This is a genomic window from Brevundimonas sp. R86498, from assembly GCF_044598075.1.
GTDB lineage: Bacteria > Pseudomonadota > Alphaproteobacteria > Caulobacterales > Caulobacteraceae > Brevundimonas.
The window spans coordinates 2,560,100-2,578,471 of sequence record NZ_CP139004.1 but is presented as its reverse complement, the minus strand read 5'-3'; the positions used below and the strand labels follow the sequence as shown (position 1 = coordinate 2,578,471).

Annotated in this window: 17 protein-coding genes, 1 tRNA gene and 1 pseudogene; 13 read left to right on the top strand and 6 right to left on the bottom strand. The window is 68.1% G+C overall.

Annotated elements, in window-relative coordinates; genetic code table 11:
- Window positions 1–34: 34 nt before the first annotated feature.
- Complete coding sequence (locus SJY26_RS12720) at window positions 35–796, top strand: prepilin peptidase (RefSeq protein WP_396593384.1); 762 nt, start codon at window positions 35–37, stop codon at window positions 794–796.
- A gap of 183 nt (window positions 797–979) precedes the next feature.
- On the opposite strand, the gene SJY26_RS12715 is transcribed toward SJY26_RS12720, so the two are convergent.
- The 3 genes from SJY26_RS12715 to SJY26_RS12705 all read right to left on the bottom strand — a co-directional run bounded on the left by SJY26_RS12715 (window position 980) and on the right by SJY26_RS12705 (window position 2,364).
- Window positions 980–1,612, bottom strand: a complete 633-nt coding sequence (locus SJY26_RS12715; protein WP_396593383.1) for a TetR/AcrR family transcriptional regulator — start codon at window positions 1,610–1,612, stop codon at window positions 980–982.
- Between the two features lie 19 nt (window positions 1,613–1,631).
- A tRNA-Thr gene (locus tag SJY26_RS12710) sits at window positions 1,632–1,707 on the bottom strand.
- 222 nt (window positions 1,708–1,929) lie between these two features.
- Window positions 1,930–2,364, bottom strand: a complete 435-nt coding sequence (locus tag SJY26_RS12705) for an HIT family protein (RefSeq protein WP_396593382.1) — start codon at window positions 2,362–2,364, stop codon at window positions 1,930–1,932.
- A 254-nt stretch (window positions 2,365–2,618) separates the two neighbouring features.
- Here SJY26_RS12705 and serS point away from each other — a divergent pair, with 254 nt between their 5' ends.
- From serS to SJY26_RS12650, 11 genes and pseudogenes are all read left to right on the top strand, one after another.
- A complete protein-coding gene (gene serS, locus SJY26_RS12700; protein WP_396593381.1) occupies window positions 2,619–4,268 on the top strand; it encodes a serine--tRNA ligase in 1,650 nt (549 codons plus the stop codon).
- Between the two features lie 3 nt (window positions 4,269–4,271).
- Entirely contained in the window at window positions 4,272–4,664 is a 393-nt protein-coding gene (locus SJY26_RS12695) for a hypothetical protein (RefSeq protein ID WP_396593380.1), read from the top strand.
- The gene (gene surE, locus SJY26_RS12690) at window positions 4,661–5,449 is read left to right on the top strand and encodes a 5'/3'-nucleotidase SurE (protein ID WP_396595762.1); all 789 of its coding nucleotides are present in this window, start codon (window positions 4,661–4,663) and stop codon (window positions 5,447–5,449) included. Before SJY26_RS12695 ends, surE begins: the two co-directional genes overlap by 4 nt.
- On the top strand, window positions 5,446–6,090 hold the full coding sequence (locus SJY26_RS12685) for a protein-L-isoaspartate(D-aspartate) O-methyltransferase (RefSeq protein ID WP_396593379.1): 645 nt from the start codon (window positions 5,446–5,448) through the stop codon (window positions 6,088–6,090). The genes surE and SJY26_RS12685 overlap by 4 nt, the downstream gene beginning before the upstream one ends.
- A gap of 110 nt (window positions 6,091–6,200) precedes the next feature.
- Window positions 6,201–7,235 (top strand): peptidoglycan DD-metalloendopeptidase family protein, encoded by a 1,035-nt coding sequence (locus tag SJY26_RS12680; RefSeq protein ID WP_396593378.1) that lies wholly within the window; start codon window positions 6,201–6,203, stop codon window positions 7,233–7,235.
- A gap of 112 nt (window positions 7,236–7,347) precedes the next feature.
- On the top strand, window positions 7,348–7,677 hold the full coding sequence (yajC, locus tag SJY26_RS12675) for a preprotein translocase subunit YajC (protein WP_396593377.1): 330 nt from the start codon (window positions 7,348–7,350) through the stop codon (window positions 7,675–7,677).
- 31 nt (window positions 7,678–7,708) lie between these two features.
- Window positions 7,709–9,300: pseudogene (gene secD, locus SJY26_RS12670) on the top strand (protein translocase subunit SecD).
- Window positions 9,300–10,268, top strand: a complete 969-nt coding sequence (secF, locus tag SJY26_RS12665; RefSeq protein ID WP_396593376.1) for a protein translocase subunit SecF — start codon at window positions 9,300–9,302, stop codon at window positions 10,266–10,268. Before secD ends, secF begins: the two are co-directional and overlap by 1 nt.
- A gap of 236 nt (window positions 10,269–10,504) precedes the next feature.
- The gene (locus tag SJY26_RS12660) at window positions 10,505–11,125 is read left to right on the top strand and encodes a hypothetical protein (protein ID WP_396593375.1); all 621 of its coding nucleotides are present in this window, start codon (window positions 10,505–10,507) and stop codon (window positions 11,123–11,125) included.
- Window positions 11,118–11,750 (top strand): squalene/phytoene synthase family protein, encoded by a 633-nt coding sequence (locus SJY26_RS12655; protein ID WP_396593374.1) that lies wholly within the window; start codon window positions 11,118–11,120, stop codon window positions 11,748–11,750. Before SJY26_RS12660 ends, SJY26_RS12655 begins: the two co-directional genes overlap by 8 nt.
- Window positions 11,750–13,348 (top strand): phytoene desaturase family protein, encoded by a 1,599-nt coding sequence (locus tag SJY26_RS12650; RefSeq protein WP_396593373.1) that lies wholly within the window; start codon window positions 11,750–11,752, stop codon window positions 13,346–13,348. The genes SJY26_RS12655 and SJY26_RS12650 overlap by 1 nt, the downstream gene beginning before the upstream one ends.
- Here SJY26_RS12650 and SJY26_RS12645 read toward each other — a convergent pair.
- Window positions 13,320–13,697: a response regulator gene (locus tag SJY26_RS12645; RefSeq protein WP_396593372.1), complete on the bottom strand. Its 378-nt coding sequence runs from the start codon at window positions 13,695–13,697 to the stop codon at window positions 13,320–13,322. The genes SJY26_RS12650 and SJY26_RS12645 overlap by 29 nt on opposite strands.
- Window positions 13,690–15,201, bottom strand: a complete 1,512-nt coding sequence (locus tag SJY26_RS12640; RefSeq protein ID WP_396593371.1) for a PAS domain-containing protein — start codon at window positions 15,199–15,201, stop codon at window positions 13,690–13,692. The genes SJY26_RS12645 and SJY26_RS12640 overlap by 8 nt, the downstream gene beginning before the upstream one ends.
- Before the next feature lie 98 nt (window positions 15,202–15,299).
- Here SJY26_RS12640 and SJY26_RS12635 point away from each other — a divergent pair, with 98 nt between their 5' ends.
- Window positions 15,300–16,823 carry a carboxylesterase/lipase family protein gene (locus SJY26_RS12635; RefSeq protein ID WP_396593370.1) on the top strand — a complete coding sequence of 508 codons (1,524 nt, stop codon included), beginning with the start codon at window positions 15,300–15,302 and terminating at the stop codon, window positions 16,821–16,823.
- On the opposite strand, the gene SJY26_RS12630 is transcribed toward SJY26_RS12635, so the two are convergent.
- Window positions 16,820–18,166 carry a GH1 family beta-glucosidase gene (locus SJY26_RS12630; protein ID WP_396593369.1) on the bottom strand — a complete coding sequence of 449 codons (1,347 nt, stop codon included), beginning with the start codon at window positions 18,164–18,166 and terminating at the stop codon, window positions 16,820–16,822. The genes SJY26_RS12635 and SJY26_RS12630 overlap by 4 nt on opposite strands.
- Between the last annotated feature and the right edge of the window lie 206 nt (window positions 18,167–18,372).

Here is an 18,372-nt window from a genome sequence, read left to right as displayed (position 1 = left end):
GACGGCCGGGTCCGAAGCGGGCTAAGCGGGGCGGGTGTCCCAGGTCGTCGTCGTCGCCATCTTCATGGGCCTGCTGGGCCTGATCGTCGGCAGTTTCATCGCCGCCGTCACCGTGCGCCTGCCGCGTGACGAGGACGTCGTGTCCGGCCGGTCGCGCTGCATGAGCTGTGGCCAGACCCTGAAAGCGTGGCAACTGGTGCCGGTGCTCAGCTGGCTGGTCCAGCGGGGGCGGTGCGGCCTGTGCGGGGCAGCGGTGTCGCCGCGCTATCTGCTGATCGAGAGCGCGGGGGCGGCCATCGGGGTCTGGGCCGCGCTGGGGCCCGGAGCCGGGGGCTGGATGCCCGGGGTGGCCACGGCCGTGCTGGGGTGGCAGCTGCTGCTGATCGCCCTGATCGATGGCGAGAATTTCTGGCTGCCGGATGAACTGACCCTGCCGCTGATCGCGACCGGGCTGATCGGTGCCGCCGTGCTGGTGCGGGGCTGGCCGGTGCCCCAGCTGATCGGGGCGGGTGTCGGGTTCGGCCTGCTGTGGGGGCTGGCGGCGCTGTACCGGAGGGTCCGGGGCCGCGACGGTCTGGGCGGCGGGGATCCCATCCTGTTCGCCGGGGCGGGGGCCTGGGTCGGCTGGGCTGGCCTGCCCAGTGTGCTGCTGTGGGCCTGCGCGGCCGGGCTCAGCGTGGTGCTGACCCTGAGGATCACCCGGGGGCGGGTGGCGATGAGCGACCGGCTGCCATTCGGGACCTTTCTGGCACTCGGGATCTGGCTGACCTGGCTGTACGGGCCGCTGGGCGGCTGAGGATGTGGACTCAAAAAATAGAGTCCGTTGAGTCCGTTGAGTCCGCTTCGTCCGACCCGTGATCCGGACAATTTGTGTGTCCGGATTGTCCGGCAACGGCGGGGCCAGGGCGGTAGCGATGTCAAAGACCGGAAGGCGTGCCAGCCTGCCTAACACGCCGCTACGACAGAATCGGTCGTCCCCTCAGCGGCCGGTCACCAGTTTCACGACGATATGGGCCGTGGTGTCGATGATGGCGTCGGCCGGGGTGTCGCCGCGCCGCATCAGCTCAAACCCGGCGGCGACCGATTCGACCAGGTTGGCGACCTCGTAGGAGGTCAGGCGCGGGTCGAGGCCGGCGGCGTGATAGCCGGTGGCATGGGCCACGGCGATGCGGCGTTCCAGCGACAGGTGGACCCGGCGCAGGCGGCGGATGCGGGCCTCGGCAAAGCCCGGCTCGCCCTTGTCGGCCAGCATGTGCTCGATCCGCAGGACCGGGCCGTGGTCGCGCCAGATGGTCAGCACGTCCAGCACATAGGCGCGGGCATTGGCGAAGGCCTGATCGGCCGACCAGTCGCCGTCGAGGTGTCGCGACAGGGGCTGGAAATCCACCGCCACGGCCTCGCACAGGGCCAGAACCGGCTCCTCCACCGTCTTGAAATAGGTGTAGAAATTGGACGGCGAGACCCCGGCCTCGGCGGCCACATCGGCCACGCGCAGCTCGCCCAGATGGCGGCGGTCCAGCAGGCGGCGGGTGGCCTCGAGGATGGCGGTGCGTGTCCGTCCGCCCCGCGCCCCGATGCGGTGTCCCAGCTTGTTGACGGTGCGATCGGGCATGCTGGGCGGTACGCAAGAATGGTGCCGGCTGCAGGAATCGAACCCGCGACATCCAGTTTACAAAACTGGCGCTCTACCAACTGAGCTAAGCCGGCCTGGGGCGGGGTTTAGCGGGGCAGATGGCGGCGTGGCAAGCGATTGGGGGTGTGCGAACTGCCTTCTCCCCCTGCGGGAGAAGGTGGCCGAGCGAAGCGAGGTCGGATGAGGGGTGACTCCGCGGCGTCTGATGTGAGGTTCGCATGCCGTCACCGGCGAGACCGGGAGTCACCCCTCATCCGCCCCTTCGGGGCACCTTCTCCCGCAAGGGGAGAAGGGAATTAGAGCGCCGCCCTGATCTTCGCCGCCGTCACCTTCAGCTCATCCATGTCCGCCATGCCGCCCGAGCCGTGGCCCTTGAGGGGGCGGTCGGACCAGCGGGGGATGATGTGAAAGTGAAGGTGGAAGACGGTCTGGCCGCCGGCCTCGCCGTTGAACTGCATGATGGAAAAGCCGTCGGGGGACAGGGCTTTCACCACGGCGCTGGCGGTGCGCTGGGCGGCGGCGGCGAGGGTGGCGAGGGTGTCGGGTTCGACCTCCAGCAGGTTGCGGGCGGTGGAGACCTTGGAGATCACCAGCACGTGGCCTTCGCCTTGCGGGAAGGCGTCCATGAAGGCGAGGACCTGGTCGTCCTCCCAGACTTTGACGGCGGGGATCTCGCCGCGGAGGATTTTCGCGAAGATGTTGGACGGGTCGTAGGGGGCGTGGAGGGTCATGGGATCTCGCGGCGAAGCCCTTCCCCCGTCCTTCACGGGGGAAAGCGGCCCGTTGATCGCGTAGCGATCCAGGGCCGATGGGGGAAGTCCTGACGTGCCGGCCCCGGATTGAACGGGACATTTCCCCCATCCGTCCTGTTCGGCCTGCGGCCGAAGACGGACGGCTTTCCCCCGCAAGCGGGGGAAGGGCTGGATACGGCCCCCGACGCCCGCTAGGACATCCCCCTTTCCCGACGCCTGCAAAGACCGCCGCCATGCATGATATCCGCGCCCTTCGAGAGACCCCGGACGTGTTCGTCGACGGCTGGTCGGCGCGGGGGATGGCAAGGCCGGAGGCGCAGGCGCTGGTGGATCAGATCATGACGCTGGATACCGAACTGCGCGCGGCGCAGACGGCGGGGCAGGAGGCCCTGGCGAAGCGCAATGCGGCGTCGAAACTGATCGGGGCGGCGATGGGGAAGAAGGACCTCGTCGAGGCCGAGCGGCTGAAGGGGGAGGTCGAGGGGCTGAAGGGCGAGATCGCGGCCGCGGAAGCGGTCGAGGCGGAGAAGTCCAAGGCGCTGCGGGATCTGCTGGCGGCGCAGAAGAACCTCGCGGCGGACGATGTGCCGGACGGCGAGGACGAGGCGGGCAATGTCGAGGTTTCGGTGTGGCAGTCCGAAAGGCAGGGCGCGCCTGGAGGCGCGCGGTCCACGGGACCGGCGAAGGATCATGCTGATCTGGGCGAGGCGATGGGGCTGCTGGACTTCGAGGCGGCGGCGCGGATGTCGGGGGCGCGGTTCGCGGTGCTGAAGGGCGGGCTGGCGCGGCTGGAACGCGCCATCGGCCAGTTCATGCTGGACCTGCAGACGACCCAGCACGGCTATCTGGAGGTCAATCCGCCCTATCTGGTGCGGGATGAGGCGATGTTCGGGACGGGGCAGCTGCCGAAGTTTGCGGACGATCTCTTCTCCGGCATCTTTGGGCTAGGTCCGATCGCAGACTTTGCTGATCGCCAAGAAGAAGAGTTTGCCTATGATGGTTTCACACGGTCGATTCTAGAATCGGTGCGAAACGTTACAGACACCGTGACGGAGGCGTCGATTTCATCAGCAATGAAGCGGGTGGATGTCTTAGACTACGTCCCGCGTAGGAAGAGAGGCGCACTTGATCTTGCCGCAAGGCTTGTAGATCGAGCGCGCATGCAGCTTGACGGTTTCATTGGCTACCGGAGCCAAGCCGCCGTCGATGCCATTGACGCACTCCAATCAATGGACCGGCCTGAGCCTAATAAGCGCGTTGCAGACGCGATCAGCGAGCGGCGCTGGCTCATCCCCACCGCCGAAGTCTCCCTGACCAACCTCGTCCGCGACCAGATCACGCCCGAGGAGGAACTGCCCCTGCGCCTCACCGCCCTGACGCCGTGCTTCCGGGCCGAGGCGGGGTCGGCGGGGCGGGATACGCGCGGGCTGATCCGCCAGCACCAGTTCCACAAGGTCGAGCTGGTCTCCATCACCACGCCGGAGGCGTCGGATGAGGAGCATGAGCGGATGACGACCTGCGCCGAGGCGGTGCTGAAGGCGCTGGAGCTGCCCTATCGCCGGATGCTGCTGTGCAAGGGCGACATGGGCTTTTCGGCGCGGAAGACCTTTGACCTCGAGGTCTGGCTGCCCAGCCAGGGGACCTATCGCGAGATCAGCTCCATCTCCAACTGCGGGGACTTCCAGGCGCGGCGGATGGACGCGCGGTTCAAGCGCAGCGCGGGTGGCAAGCCCGAGTTTGTCCACACCTTGAACGGCAGTGGCCTCGCGGTCGGTCGCACGCTGGTCGCGATCATGGAGAACTATCAGGATCAGGACGGGCGCATCGCCGTTCCGTCCGTTCTGCTGCCCTATATGGGTGGCCTCACCCATGTCGGAGCCTGAGCCATGAAAACCGCCCTGATCCTGACCGCCCTGGTCGCCGCCACCGCCGTGTCGGGCTGCGCCACGATGTCCGAACCCTCCAATGTCGCCGCCGTGACGGCCGGCCAGACCAGCTTTACCGGCTGGGTGCGGGTGTCGCGCGGCGAGTTCCAGCTTTACGAGGACCAGCGCCAGCTGGCCGTGCCGTTCTCGCGTCCCTGCGTCAGCGGGGCCCTGCCGCGCAACGCCCAGGACGCGGCGGCCGATCTGACCGGCACCCGGGCCACCTTCACCGGCCGGACCGCGCCGTGGAGCGCGGCGACCAACGATGTGCTGCAGCATGAGGGCTCGCGCATCGTCAATGAATGCGGGGGCGAGCTCGTGATCCTGGCCGACGATGTGAGGGTGCTGCGCTGAGAATTCTCCTGACCAATGACGACGGGATCGAGGCCGAGGGCCTGGCCTGTCTGGAGCGGATCGCCCGGACCCTGTCAGACGATGTCTGGGTGGTCGCCCCGCAGGAGGAACAGTCGGGCAAGGGGCGGGGAATCACCCTGACCGAGCCGCTGCGGGTCAACCGGTTCGGCGAGAAACGGTTCGCGGTCACGGGGACGCCGACGGACTGTGTCGTGCTGGCGGTCGGGGACCTGATGGAGATCAAGCCCGATCTGGTGCTGAGTGGCGTCAACCGGGGTCACAATGTCGGGGAGGACTGTTCCTACTCCGGCACGGTGGCCGGGGCGCTGCAGGGCATGGCGTTCGGCATCCGCTCGATCGCGCTGAGCCAGTCGCTCGAACGGTTCCACGACGAGGTGAATGCCCACTGGGAGACGGCCGAGGCGTTCGCGCCGGCGATCATCAGCCGGCTGCTGGCCGAGACCTGGGAGGAGGGGGTGGTGATGAACCTGAACTTCCCGGCCCGGCCCCCGGAGGATGTGAAGGAGGTCGAGGTAACGGTGCAGGGGTTCCGCGGCATCGGCGAGATGCATGCGGTCAAGCGCACCGACCTGCGCGGGCGGGACTATTACTGGATGAGCTTTCGCGGGGCCAAGCAGGACCATGCGCCGGGGACGGACCTGCGGGCCATGGACGACGGCAAGATCTCGGTCACGCCGCTGCACATCGACCTGACCCACAGGCCCAGTGTGCACGACCTGAAGGGGGTGCTGGGCGGGGCCCCGCCGAAGGCGCTGGCGGGATGAACCTGAAGGACGATCGGGCAGGGCGGCTGATTCTGTCGCTGCGGCAGCAGGGGGTGACGGACCCGCGCGTGCTGGCGGCGATGGAATCGATCGACCGCGCCGTGTTCGTGCATGCGAAGTTTCTCGACCAGGCGTGGGAGGATCAGGCCCTGCCGATCGACTGCGCCCAGACCATCTCGCAGCCCTATATCGTGGGCCTGATGACCCAGGCGCTGGAGGTGGAGCCGCGCCACCGGGTGCTGGAGATCGGCACGGGCAGTGGCTATCAGTGCGCGGTGCTGAGCCGGCTGGCGCGCTATGTCTATTCGGTGGAGCGCTATCGCAGCCTGCTGGTGGAGGCGGAGGCGCGGCTGAGGGCGCTGGACATCGACAATGTTATCACCCGGCATTCGGACGGCGGGCTGGGCTGGCCGGAACAGGCACCCTTCGACCGGATCATGGTGACGGCGGCCTCGCCGCATGAGCCGACCGAACTGCTGAAACAGCTGAAGCCGGGCGGGGTGCTGGTGGCCCCGGTGGGGCGGACCTCGGTGCAGATGCTGCACCGCTATACCGGGCAGGAGGACGGGTCCTTCCGCCGCGAGAGCCTGTGCGAGGTGCGGTTCGTGCCGCTGGTCGAGGGGACGGCGAAGGAGGGGTGAACGGGGACACGGTGCGCCGTTAACCTTCCCGCCCCATTTTCGTGCCCTTTGGCGGCTTGGCTTGGGAGGCAGCGCGGGGCATGTCGGATATGATGAACGGGGAGGGGCGCATGCCTTTTGCGAACTGGATCAGGGTCGGAGCGATCGCTCTGGTCGGTATGGTGGCCACCGCCTGCGCCAGCTATCCCGAGGCTCCGCGCTATTCGACCCGGCCGATGCCGACCTATGGCGGGACCGCCGCGCCGGTGAGCCCGCCCGTCTATGCGCCGCCGGTCTATGAGGCCCCGCCGCCGATGACGGCCCCGGTCGCGCGGATTGAGGGCGGGGCCCTGCCGCCGCCGGGTGGAGCCTATGCACCCCCGCCGCCGGCCTATACGCCCGCTCCGGCCTATGCCCCGCCGCCCGCGTCCACCGCGCCGATGACGGTGACGGCGGGCGCGGCCTATGTGATCCAGCCGGGTGACACCATTTCCGGCGTGGGCCGCCGGTTCCAGACCCCGGTGCAGAACCTGATCGATCTGAACGGCCTGGGGCCCCGGGGCGCGATCAGCATCGGCCAGTCGGTCATCCTGCCCGACAGCGCGGTCGACACCGGACCGGACCCCTATGCCACCGGACCCGCCCCGGTCGGGGTGATGGTGCCCGAGAACGGAGTGATTCCCCCGCCGCCGCCGCCGCCCTCGGGCAATGCGGCCCTGCCGCCGCCGCCGCGCGAGCCGGCCGTTTCGGGCGCCGTGGGCACGGTCGTGCCCGGCGCGACCGGACTGCAGTGGCCGGTCCGGGGCGACATTCTGCGCCGGTTCGGGCCCGTGGGCCTGGGTGAGCGCAACAACGGGATCAACATCGGCGCGGCGGCGGGCGCGGCGGTCAACGCTGCGGCTCCGGGCCGGGTGGCCTATGTCGGGGACGATCTGGTGGGGCAGGGGCTGACGGTGCTGATCGTGCACCGCGACGGCTGGCGCACGGTCTATGGCCATCTGGGTTCGGCCACCGTGGACGACGGGGCCGATGTGCGCGCCGGTCAGCAGATCGGGACGGTCGGCCTGACCGCCGGCGACGGGCGGCCCTCGATCCATTTCGAGACCCGGCGGATGCAGGGCGACGAGCCGGTGGCGATCGATCCCCTGACGGTTTTGCCAAGGTAGGCGTGACCGTCGCGCCACAGGCGTTGCATCCCGTCGGCCCCGGCCCTAGGTATCGCGCCTTGTTTTCAGCCGGCGCCCGTTGCGGCCGCCCAATCTTCCGGGGACCGACGAAATGACCTCCACTCCTGACGGTGGCCTTGTGGCGATGATCGTGCAGTTCCTGCCGTTCGTCGCGATCTTCGTGCTGTTCTACTTCCTGCTGATCCGTCCCCAGCAGAAGCGGGCCAAGGAGCATGCGGCCCTGATCGGTGCGGTGAAGCGCGGCGACGTGATCGTGCTGTCGTCGGGTCTGATCGGCAAGGTGACCCGTGTCGAGGACGCCGAGGTCAATGTCGAGATCGCCCCCAGCGTCAACGTCCGGGTGGTCAAGAGCATGATCGCCGATGTGCGCAACCGCACGGCCGTCGCCGCCAACGACACCAAAGCCATTTCCAAGACCTGATACCTGACCCGCTGAACCGGAACCGCCGTCCATGATTCAGCTGTCCCGCTGGAAGGTCACCCTTGTCGCCCTGTCGCTGGTTTTCGGCCTGCTGCTGGCGTTCCCGAATCTGCTGAGCCCCGCCCAGCGGGCGGCCCTGCCGGGCTGGGTGCCGAGCAACGCGCTGAACCTCGGCCTCGACCTGCAGGGCGGATCCTATCTGCTGCTGGAGGTCGATGTGGCCGCCATGCGGGAGAAGCGGGTCGACAATCTGGTCGAGGACGTGCGGGTTGCCCTGCGCGAGGCAGGCGTGGCCACCAACCAGATCGTCCGCGAGGACGGCGGGGCGGTGGCCGTGCTGGCCGACCCGACTCGTCAGGATGCCGCCTATGAGGCCCTGTCGGCTCTGATCGGACCGGTCAATGCCGGGGGTGCCGCCGAACGCCAGGTCCAGCGTCTGGGGCAGGGGCGGGTGCGGCTCGGCTTCACCCAGGCCACCATGGACAGTATGGGTTCGACGGCGGTGGACCAGTCCATCGAGGTCGTGCGCCGCCGCATCGACAGCCTCGGCACGCGTGAACCGTCAATCACCCGTCAGGGTGCCGAGCGGATCGTGGTCCAGGCTCCCGGCGAGAGCGATCCCGCCGCTCTGGAGCGGGTTATCGGCCAGACGGCCCAGCTGACCTTCCAGATGGTGGATGTCGAGAATTCGGTGGCCGACGCCGTCGCTGGTCGCGTGCCGCCGGATGCCCAACTGCTGCAGGACGAGGCGGGCACGCCCTATCTGGTCAAGCGCCGGGTGCTGGTGTCGGGTGAAAACCTGACCCGGGCCGGGGTCGGCTCGGATGAGAGCGGCCGGCCCGCCATCGACTTCCGCTTCGATGGCCAGGGCGCGCGCCGCTTTGGTGAGGCGACCGTCGCCAATATCGGTAGACCCTTCGCCATCATTCTGGACGGCCGTGTGATCTCGGCCCCGACCATCGTCAGCCCCATCACGGGCGGCACCGGCCAGATCACCGGGACCTTCTCGATCGCCGAGGCGTCCGAGCTGGTAAACCTGCTCAACGGCGGGGCCCTGCCCGCCCCGTTGACGGTGGAGGAACGCCGGACGGTGACCGCAGAACTGGGGGCCGATGCTGTTGCGGCCGGCGCGCTTTCGACCGCGCTGGGCTTCGTCATCATCGTGGTCTTCATGTTCCTGGCCTACGGCTTCCTGTTCGGGGGCATCTCGGTCATCGGCCTGGTGCTGAACGGGATCCTGATCGTGGCGGCGATGTCGCTGACGCAGGCGACCCTGACGTTGCCGGGGATCGCCGGTCTGATCCTGACCTTCGCCGTGGCCGTGGACGCCAATGTGCTGATCTACGAGCGGATGCGGGACGAGGCGCGGGCCGGACGGTCCGTGATCGCCTCCATGGACGCCGGCTTCAACAAGGCCTGGGCACGATTCTGGACGCCAACCTGACGACCCTGGTGGCGGCCCTGATCATGTTCATGTTCGGTGCGGGCCCCGTGCGCGGCTTTGCCTGGACCCTGACCATCGGGGTGTTCACCTCGGTGTTCTCCTCGGTGCTGGTGGCGCAGGTGCTGCTGGCCTACTGGCTGAAGATCGCCAGACCCAAGAAACTGCCAATCGCGGAGTGATGGCGATGAACTGGTGGCCCCTGATCAAGATCATTCCGATTAAGACGAACCTGCAGTTCGTCCGCTTCGCCAAATTCTTTGGCGTGCTGTCGGCCGTGCTGTGCATCGCCTCGATCACGAGCATCTTTTATCCCGGCATGGTGATGGGGATCGATTTCCGGGGCGGGGCGGCCATGGAGCTGACCACGTCCGACGGGCGGACCCTTGATCTTGAGCAGGTGCGGAGCGCCGTGGACGATCTCGGCATGGGCGATGTGGGGGTCCAGGGCATCGACAACGACTCCAGCGCTATCCTGCGGTTCCAGATCCCAGAAGGGCAGGAACAGGCGGCCGTGGTCGCGCGCGTCCAGTCCGCCATCACCGCCGACGTGGGCGCCGTGACCTATTCCGGCGTCAGCATTGTGGGGTCCAAGGTCTCGAGCGAGCTGTTCACCTCCGGCCTGCTGGCCTTGGCCGCGGCCGTCGTGCTGATGTTCGCCTATATCTGGTTCCGGTTCGAGCCGCAGTTCGGCTTCGGGGCCGTGGCCGGCCTCGTCCACGACGTGATCCTGGTGTTCGGGCTGATCGTGCTGTTCCGCCTGGAGTTCAACCTGAACATGGTGGCCGCCATCCTGACGGTGATCGGCTATTCGATGAACGACACCGTCGTGGTGTTCGACCGCCTTCGCGAAAACCTGCGGAAGTACAAGACCATGCCGCTGCGCGATGTGATCGACCTGTCGATCAACGAGACGCTGTCGCGGACCATCATCACCGGCGTGACGGCGATCATGGTGCTGGCGGCCCTGGCTGTGTTCGGCGGGGTGGCCCTGTTCGGCTTCTCCATCGCCCTGATGGCCGGCATCATCATCGGCACCTATTCGTCGGTCTATGTCGCCGCGCCGATCATCCTGCTGTGGGGCGTCAAGCGCGGCGAGTTCGCCGAGGACGCCAAGCCGATCAAGCTGGGGATGGCGAGTCGGCCGTAGGTTTGGGTGGCTGGTGGTTGGTGGCTGGTGGCTGGTGGCTGGGCAGTGATTGGTGGCTAGTGGTTGGTGATTGTCGCTTCAGCGCGGTGAGGTGCCGGTGAGGCCCCGGAGTTGGCGAGACAGCAATCACCATCCACTAACCACCAGCCACCAACCACCAACCACCCCGCGCGCCTGCCTTCTCCCCGCGCACGAATAACGCTAAGCGTCCGTGCAACACGACACGGGGGACCGCCATGGCCAATCTGCTTTCGAACTTCAGGAACACCCTGATCCTCAGCCTGCTGCTGGCGGCGGTGATGATCTTTGCCTTTGGCCGGGCGGCCCCGGGCGGCTTCGACCTCAGCTTCTGGCAGGCCACGGCCCGCTGGAGCCATGTCGGCTTCGGCATCCTGTGGATCGGGCTGCTGTACTATTTCAACTTCGTTCAGATCCGGGTCATGCCGACGATCCCCGCTGACCTGAAGCCGGCGGTGACCAAGCACATCGCGCCCGAGGCCCTGTTCTGGTTCCGCTGGTCGGCTCTCCTGACCGTGGTTGCCGGTGTGGCGGTCATGGGCCTGCGCGGCCATGCCTATGCCGCCGAAGTGTTCAGCCTGGGCTTTGCCGGGGGTCTGGTCGACGGCGATCAGGGTTATGCCCTGATGGGGGTCGGGGTGTGGCTGGCCATCATCATGTTCCTGAACGTCTGGGGCCTGATCTGGCCGAACCAGAAGCGGGCGCTGGGGATCGTGGTCGTCGACGACGAGAAGAAGGCCAAGGCCGCCCGGGTCGCCATGCTGGGCAGCCGCACCAACCTGCTGCTCAGCCTGCCGATGCTGACCTCCATGGCGATGTACCAGACCCTGTTTGGCTGAGCCGGCCGACAGCCTCGACGAGCGGGTCCGAAAGGCCGATCCGGACCGCTGGCTGTCCAGCCGGTTCATCGGTAACGCCCGGGCGCGGGCGGATGTCATCACCCTCTACGCGTTCGAGGCCGAGCTGATGGCCATTCCGGCGCGGGTGACCCAGCCGCTGCTGGCCGAGATGCGCTATGTCTGGTGGCGCGAGCAGATGGACGGGGTCTTTGCCGGGGTGGCGAGGAGGGGCCATCCGGTGCTGGAGGCCCTGACCGATGTCGTGGGCCAGCATCGGCTGGATCGGGAGCCGTTCGACGCGCTGATCGAGGCGCATGTCGGCCGGGTGCAGGAGCAGCCGCACGATCTGGACGCCTTCTATGTCGGCCCCATGCAGGCGGCGGTGCAGGTGCTGGCCGGCCCTGGGCACGCGGCGGCCGTGGTCGAGGCAGGTCGGGTCCGTGCGCTGACCGAGGTTGGCCGCGCCGATGAGGCCAATGCGCTGCGAGCCTTGGCCAACAGGGCGCTCAAGGCACTGCCGGCCGGTGCCTTTCCGGCCGTCGCCCACGCGGCGCTGAAAGCCGGGACGCCCGAGCCGGTGAAGCGGCTCAGACTGGTCTGGGCCACCGCGAGGGGGCGGATCTGATGGCGCAGACCCGGACCGACGTGGTCGTTCTGGGCGGCGGTCACAATGGACTGGTGTGCGCCTTCTATCTGGCGCGGGCCGGGCTGAAGGTCACGGTGCTGGAGCGGCGCGGCGTGGTCGGCGGGGCGGCGGTGACGGAGGAATTCCATCCCGGCTTCCGCAATTCGACGGCCAGCTACACCGTCAGCCTGCTGAACCCGAAGATCATCGCCGACATGGATCTGGCGGGGCACGGTCTGCGGATCGTGGAGCGGCGGATGGCGAACTTCCTGCCGCTGGACGGCGACTCGTTCTCGGCCGGGGAGGGGCGAACGCAAGCGGAGGTGGCCCGGTTCTCGACCCGGGATGCGGAGCGTCTGCCCGCCTATGAGGCGCGGCTGGAGGCGGTGGCGGCGATCCTGCGGGCGCTGGTGCTGGAGGTGCCTCCGAACCTGCCCGAGGGCGGATGGGTCGAGGCGATACCGGAACTGCTGAAGTCGGCCTCGGTCGCGCGCCGGATCGGCGGGCTGGATCTGACCGGGCGCCGCGATCTGCTGGACCTGTTCACCAAATCGGCCGGCGACTGGCTGGACGGCTGGTTCGAGAGCGATCCAGTCAAGGCCCTGTTCGGCTTCGACAGCGTCGTAGGGAACTACGCCAGCCCCTACACGCCGGGGTCGGCCTATGTGTTGCTGCATCATGTGTTCGGCGAGGTGAACGGCAAGCGCGGCGTGTGGGGCCATGCACTCGGCGGCATGGGGGCAATCACTGAGGCCATGGCGGCGGCCTGTGTGGCGCAAGGGGTGGAGATCCGGCTGGATACCGAGGTCGCGGCCGTCCTGACCGCAAATGGCCGGGCGGTCGGGGCGGTGACAGGGAATGGCGACACTGTCCACGCCCGCGTCGTGGTCAGCAATGTGCATCCGCGCTTGCTGTTCGAGCGGCTAGTCGATCCGGCGGTCGTGCCCGCGGATTTCACCGAGCGGATGGGACGGTATGCCTCCGGCTCGGGGACGTTCCGGATGAATGTGGCCCTGTCAGAGCTGCCGCAGTTCACGGCACGGCCGGAGCCCGGGGATCACCATACGGCGGGCATCATCATCGCCCCCAGCCTGGCCTATATGGACCGGGCCCATGCCGAGGCGCGGCTGAACGGCTGGTCCGGCCGGCCGATCGTGGAAATGCTGATCCCGTCGACCCTGGACGACAGTCTGGCCCCGCCGGGCCAGCATGTGGCCAGCCTGTTCTGCCAGCATGTCGACCCGACGCTGGGGGACGAACACCGCGAGACCGTCGCCGACCTGATGATCGATACGGTCGACTCCCATGCGCCGGGCTTCAAGGCGTCGGTGCTGGGGCGTCTGGCGCTGGGGCCGCGCGACCTGGAGCGGCGCTTCGGTCTGGTCGGGGGCGACATCTTCCACGGGCGGCTGACGCTGGACCAGCTGTTCAGCGCCCGGCCGGTCATGGGCCATGCCGATCACCGGATGCCGGTGCCGGGGCTGTATCTGTGCGGCGCCGGGGCCCATCCGGGCGGGGGCGTGACCGGGGCCCCCGGTCACAATGCGGCGGGTGTGATCCTGAAAGACCTCAGACGTCGGCGACGCCCATCGCCTTGAACAGGGCGGCGCGGATGGCGTTTTCGGTGAAAGGCTTCTGGATGGTGGCCTGGCCCCGCCAGGCGTCGGGCAGGCCGCCCTCGCCATAGCCGGTGGAGAAGACAAAGGGCACGCCCCGGGCCTTCAGGGCCTCGGCCACCGGAAACACCTCGCGCCCCGCGACATTGACGTCGAGCAGGGCGGCATCGAGGGGGGTGTCCTCAGCAATCTCGGTCAGGGCCTCGTCCACCGTGGCGAACGCTCCGACAGGAATGCAGCCCATGTCCTCGAGGATGGTCTCCATCAGCATGGCCACGAGCGATTCGTCCTCGACCACCAGGATGCGTCGTCCCGCGAGACCTTCAGCCATTGTGTTCTGTGTCCCGATCCAGCGGAACAGACAGTTCCGCGATAAAGCCGTCGTCCGGGTACCCTAGTTTCGCCTCACCTGCCAGATCGTGCCGGACGCTCCGCTCGATCAGCCGGCTGCCGAAGCCGCGCCGCGTCGGCGTCGAGACGGTCGGGCCGCCGGTCTCGCGCCATGTGACCGAGAGCGTCCGACGGGTCTGGTCCGCCACGGACCAGTCCACCAGCACCCGGCCCTCGGGTGACGACAGGGCCCCGTATTTGGCCGCATTGGTCGCCAGTTCGTGGAAGATCATGCCGAAGGACAGGGCCGAGGCCGGGTCGAGGGCGACGGGGGGGCCGTTCAGGACGATCCGTGAGGGGCCGTGGGCCGAGGTCTCGTGCTCGAGAATGTCCCGCAGGTCCGCACCTTCCCAGTGGCTGCGGGTCAGCAGGTCATGGGTATGGGACAGGGCCAGCAGGCGCTGCTGGAAGCTGTCGGCGAAGGTCAGGGGGTCGGGATGCGACCGGGCGGTCTGCATGGCGATGGACTGGACGGTGGCGAGGGTATTTTTGACGCGGTGATTCAGCTCGTCGATCATCAGCTTCTGGCGCTCGCCGGCGAGGACCGTCTGGGTCACCTCGTGGCCCTGGACGAAGATGCCGACCACCTTGCCGTCGTCATCGCGGACGGGCTGGTAGATGAAGTCCAGCCAGGCCACCTCGGGCGGGCCGGAGGGCCGGCGCTGGAGCTCGATCCGGCTGTTGCGGCCCTCGAACGGCTCGCCGGTGGCGAAGACCGTGTCCAGCAGCTCGAAGAAGCCCTGGCCCACGACCTCGGGCAGGGCTTCGCGCGCGGTCTTGCCCAGCAGGTCGCGGTGACCGAGGAGCTGGCCATAGGCGCTGTTGTACATCTGAAAGACGTGATCCGGGCCGCTCAGGATGGCGACGAAGCCCGGGGCCTGCATGAACATTTCGACGAGACGGTTCCGTTCGAGCTCCAGCCGACGGTTGGCTTCCTGGACCTGACGGGCGCGGTGGATCACGCTGCCGCCGAGCATGAGGTCCATGGCGCTGGTTTCGGGTTCGGCGACGCGCTCGCGGCGGAGGCGTTCAAGCTCGGTGATGTCGGTCGTGTGCTGCAGGATCAGCACCAGCTCGCCGGAGGCATTATAAAGGGGCGTGTGGGTCGCGCTCCAGTAGCGGTCCTCATGGTGGACTTCTCCATCCGGCCCCGTGACCGGCATGGCATAGTGGATCAGGGCGAGATGATCGCGCTCGCCGGTCGCCAGAACCTTCTCGAACGAATGTCTCAGCTGGCGCAGGTTCTCGGGGGCCTCCTCGCCGGGGCCGGCGTCGAAGACTTCGAAGAGGGGTTGGCCGATCAGCTGATCGCGGCTCATGCCGACTGCGGTCAGATAGGCGGCATTCATGCCGGCATACCGAAGGTCGGGCGTCAGCAGCATATAGGGGTTGGGCGACGCCTCGAACGCAGCCGCAAGGTCTATCGCCTGATCCAGTGCCCGCACGCCTCGCAACCCTCCGCCCCGCCGTGGCAACGCGTGGTGCCCAGGATCGCTCCGGCGCACCGTATTGTGGCCTGATTTACGCCTGTTAGGATCGAAGCATGGTTCTCGCAAGTCTGATGATGGCCGCCGTGATGTCCACCGCGACCGAAACGCCCCGCCCCCGTGCGGAGGTGACCGAGGGGGTTCTTCTCGGACGCGAGAGCGAGGGCGTGCGGGCCTTTCGCGCCATTCCGTATGCCGCGCCGCCCGTGGGGGCCCTGCGGTGGCGGCCGCCCGTCCCGGCTCCGGCGTGGTCCGGGGTGCGGGAGGCCGGTGAGCCCGGCGCGATCTGCATCCAGCCGCCCGCGAATGGCGACCCGGGCGTTGGGCCGCTGCCGATGAGCGAGGACTGTCTGACGCTGGATGTCTGGGCCCCGGCCGAGGCGGTCGGGCCGTTGCCGGTCATGGTCTGGATTCACGGCGGGGGCTACAACAACGGCTCCGGGACGGCGGCCCTGTATGACGGCTCGAACCTGGCCCGTCGCGGCGTGGTGGTGGTCACGATCAACTACCGGCTGGGCCGGCTGGGGTTCTTTGACCATCCGGCCCTGGCGGCCGAACGCGGGCCGGAGGAGTCCGCCGGCAACTATGGCGTCATGGACCAGATCGCGGCCCTGGCCTGGGTTCGGGACAATATTGCCCGCCTCGGGGGGGATCCGGAACGGGTCACGATCTTCGGCGAATCGGCGGGCGGGGCGGCGGTGACCCAGTTGATGGTCGCGCCGGGCGCACGCGGGTTGTTTCACGCCGCCGTGGTCCAGTCCGGCCTCGGTCGGCAGCGGTCGGCCCGGCTGGACGAGGACCGGCCCGGGCGGCCGGCGGCCCAGGCGCTGGGGGTGAGCTTTGCCCGGTCGGCGGGGGCGGGGACGGAGGCCACGGCCGATGCCCTCAGGGCAATCCCGGCCGAACGGCTGCTGAGCCCCATGCCGGCCTTCTATTCGGACAATCTGATCGTCGACGGCCGGGTCGTGCCCGAGGATGTGGTCGAGGCCTTTGCCGCCGGGCGGCAGGCTCCCGTGCCGCTGATGATCGGGACGAACAGTGCGGAGTTCTGGTGGATCCGGCCGTCAGACGCCGGGGTCTATGGGCGGACTGACGATGCCATGACCGATGCCGAGTATGACGCCCTGCTGGCGGCCTATGGCGGGCAGGCCGGGTATGATGCCCACGTCGTCAGCGACCTGATTTTCAACGAGCCCGCGCGGCATCTGGCGCGGCTGCATGCCGGGGCCGGGCATCCGACCTTCCTTTACCGGTTCGACGTGGTCCCCGCCTCCAATCCCGAGCCGAGCGGCGGGGCGACACACGCCTCGGAGCGCCCCTATGTGTTCGACAATCTGCACACGGTCGGGCGGCCGATGGGCGAGCGGGACGCGCGGGCCGCCACCGCCATGGCGGACTACTGGACGACCTTTGCCCGGTACGGGGATCCGAATGGCGGTAACCATCCGGCCTGGCCCGAGTTCGGGGCGGTGCCGGACCGGCTGCTGGAGTTCACCAACGACGGGCCGGTGGCGAAGGCGGTGCCCTTCGCCGACCGGCTGGATCTGATCGAGGGCTTCTACGCGCGCGTGCGGCGCTAGAGACAGGCCCCGTTGGTGCGGATGATCTCGGCATAGAGCAGGCCGGAATCCTTGATCGTCCGCTCCTGGGTCAGGAAGTTGACGTGGGTGATGCCGAACCGCTTCGAATAGCCCAGCGACCATTCCAGATTGTCGAGCAGCGACCAGGCCATATAGCCCTCCAGCTTGACGCCCTTGCCGAGCGCATCGTGGGCGGCCTTCAGGTGGTTCTTCAGATAGTCGACGCGCATGGGGTCGTGGATTCGGCCGTCGATGGCATGGGGCGGATCGTACCAGGCCGAGCCGTTCTCGGTGATCATGAGCGGCAGGCCATTGGTCTGTTCGTGAAGCCAGACCAGGGTGTCGGTGAGGGCAGGGGGATAGACCTCCCAGCCGGTCTCGGTGTGGGCGTGCTGGACCTGTTTGACCGGGCGGGCGCGGACCGGCCAGGCGTCCGGCGCATTCTCGGGCACGGCGCGGGTGTACCAGTTCAGGCCCATCCAGTCGGTGGGCTGGGCGATCAGCTCGAAATCCTCGGCCGGGAAGTCGCGCATGGCCTCGCCATAGACGTCCTTCAGCTCTTCCGGATAGCCGCGGCCCATCAGGGGGTCGAGGAACCAGCGGTTCATCTGGGCCTCGGCGCGTTTGCGGGCGGCCTCATCCTCCGGCTTGTCGCTGGCCGGGTATTTCGGCTCGATGTTGAGCACGATGCCGATGCGACCCTCGCCAACCTCGCGGAACCGCTTCACGGCCGCGCCGTGGGCCCGGAGCACATTGTGGCCGGCGATGACGGCCTCGAAGGCCGAGCGATGGCCGGGGGCCAGGGCCCCGTGCAGATAGCCGCCGTCGACGATCACCCAGGGCTCGTTGATCGTGCCCCAGGTCTTCACCCGCCCCTTGAAGCGCTCGAACAGCACCTGGCCATAGTCGGCGAACCAGTCGGCGATGTCGGGGTTGAGCCAGCCGCCGCGGTCATCCAGCGCGGCCGGCAGGTCCCAGTGGTACAGGGTGCACAGGGGTTCAATCCCGGCCTCGATCAGGCCGTCGATCAGGTCGTCGTAGAACTTGAGCCCCGCCTCGTTCAGGCGGCCGGTGCCGTCCGGCATGACCCGGCTCCAGCTGACCGAGAAGCGATAGGCCTTCAGGCCCAGCCGCTTCATGATCGCGATGTCCTCGCGCCAGCGGTTGTAGTGATCGCAGGCGATGTCACCGGTGTCACCGTCTTTCATCATGCCGGGCGTGTGGCTGAAGCGGTCCCAGATCGAGGCTCCGGCCCCGTCGGCCATGGACGAACCTTCGATCTGATAGGCGGCCGTCGCCGCCCCCCAGAGAAAGCCTTCGGGGAACTGGTAACTGGCGGTCATGGGCAGCTTTCGGTCTGGCTATTCGGGATCGCCGTCGGGGAGGTCTGGCGATGCAAGCAGGTCACGGCGGGAAGGGAATCCGTCCTTTGGCCAGACTACGGCACTTGCGGGGCGCATGGCCAGTATGTCATGTAACCGATTACAAACTTTTCGCCGACGGACCCCCGCGAAGAGGGCCGGCACGGTCGGGACGCTTCAGGACCATC

Coding starts and splice junctions, on each gene's coding strand:
- SJY26_RS12650 (WP_396593373.1), top strand. CDS start 11,750: ATGGCGCAGACCCGGACCGACGTGGTCGTTCTGGGCGGCGGTCACAAT.
- yajC (WP_396593377.1), top strand. CDS start 7,348: ATGACCTCCACTCCTGACGGTGGCCTTGTGGCGATGATCGTGCAGTTC.
- secF (WP_396593376.1), top strand. CDS start 9,300: ATGGCGATGAACTGGTGGCCCCTGATCAAGATCATTCCGATTAAGACG.
- serS (WP_396593381.1), top strand. CDS start 2,619: ATGCATGATATCCGCGCCCTTCGAGAGACCCCGGACGTGTTCGTCGAC.
- SJY26_RS12680 (WP_396593378.1), top strand. CDS start 6,201: ATGCCTTTTGCGAACTGGATCAGGGTCGGAGCGATCGCTCTGGTCGGT.
- SJY26_RS12705 (WP_396593382.1), bottom strand. CDS start 2,364: ATGACCCTCCACGCCCCCTACGACCCGTCCAACATCTTCGCGAAAATC.
- SJY26_RS12630 (WP_396593369.1), bottom strand. CDS start 18,166: ATGACCGCCAGTTACCAGTTCCCCGAAGGCTTTCTCTGGGGGGCGGCG.
- SJY26_RS12660 (WP_396593375.1), top strand. CDS start 10,505: ATGGCCAATCTGCTTTCGAACTTCAGGAACACCCTGATCCTCAGCCTG.
- SJY26_RS12685 (WP_396593379.1), top strand. CDS start 5,446: ATGAACCTGAAGGACGATCGGGCAGGGCGGCTGATTCTGTCGCTGCGG.
- SJY26_RS12635 (WP_396593370.1), top strand. CDS start 15,300: ATGGTTCTCGCAAGTCTGATGATGGCCGCCGTGATGTCCACCGCGACC.
- SJY26_RS12695 (WP_396593380.1), top strand. CDS start 4,272: ATGAAAACCGCCCTGATCCTGACCGCCCTGGTCGCCGCCACCGCCGTG.
- SJY26_RS12645 (WP_396593372.1), bottom strand. CDS start 13,697: ATGGCTGAAGGTCTCGCGGGACGACGCATCCTGGTGGTCGAGGACGAA.
- SJY26_RS12715 (WP_396593383.1), bottom strand. CDS start 1,612: ATGCCCGATCGCACCGTCAACAAGCTGGGACACCGCATCGGGGCGCGG.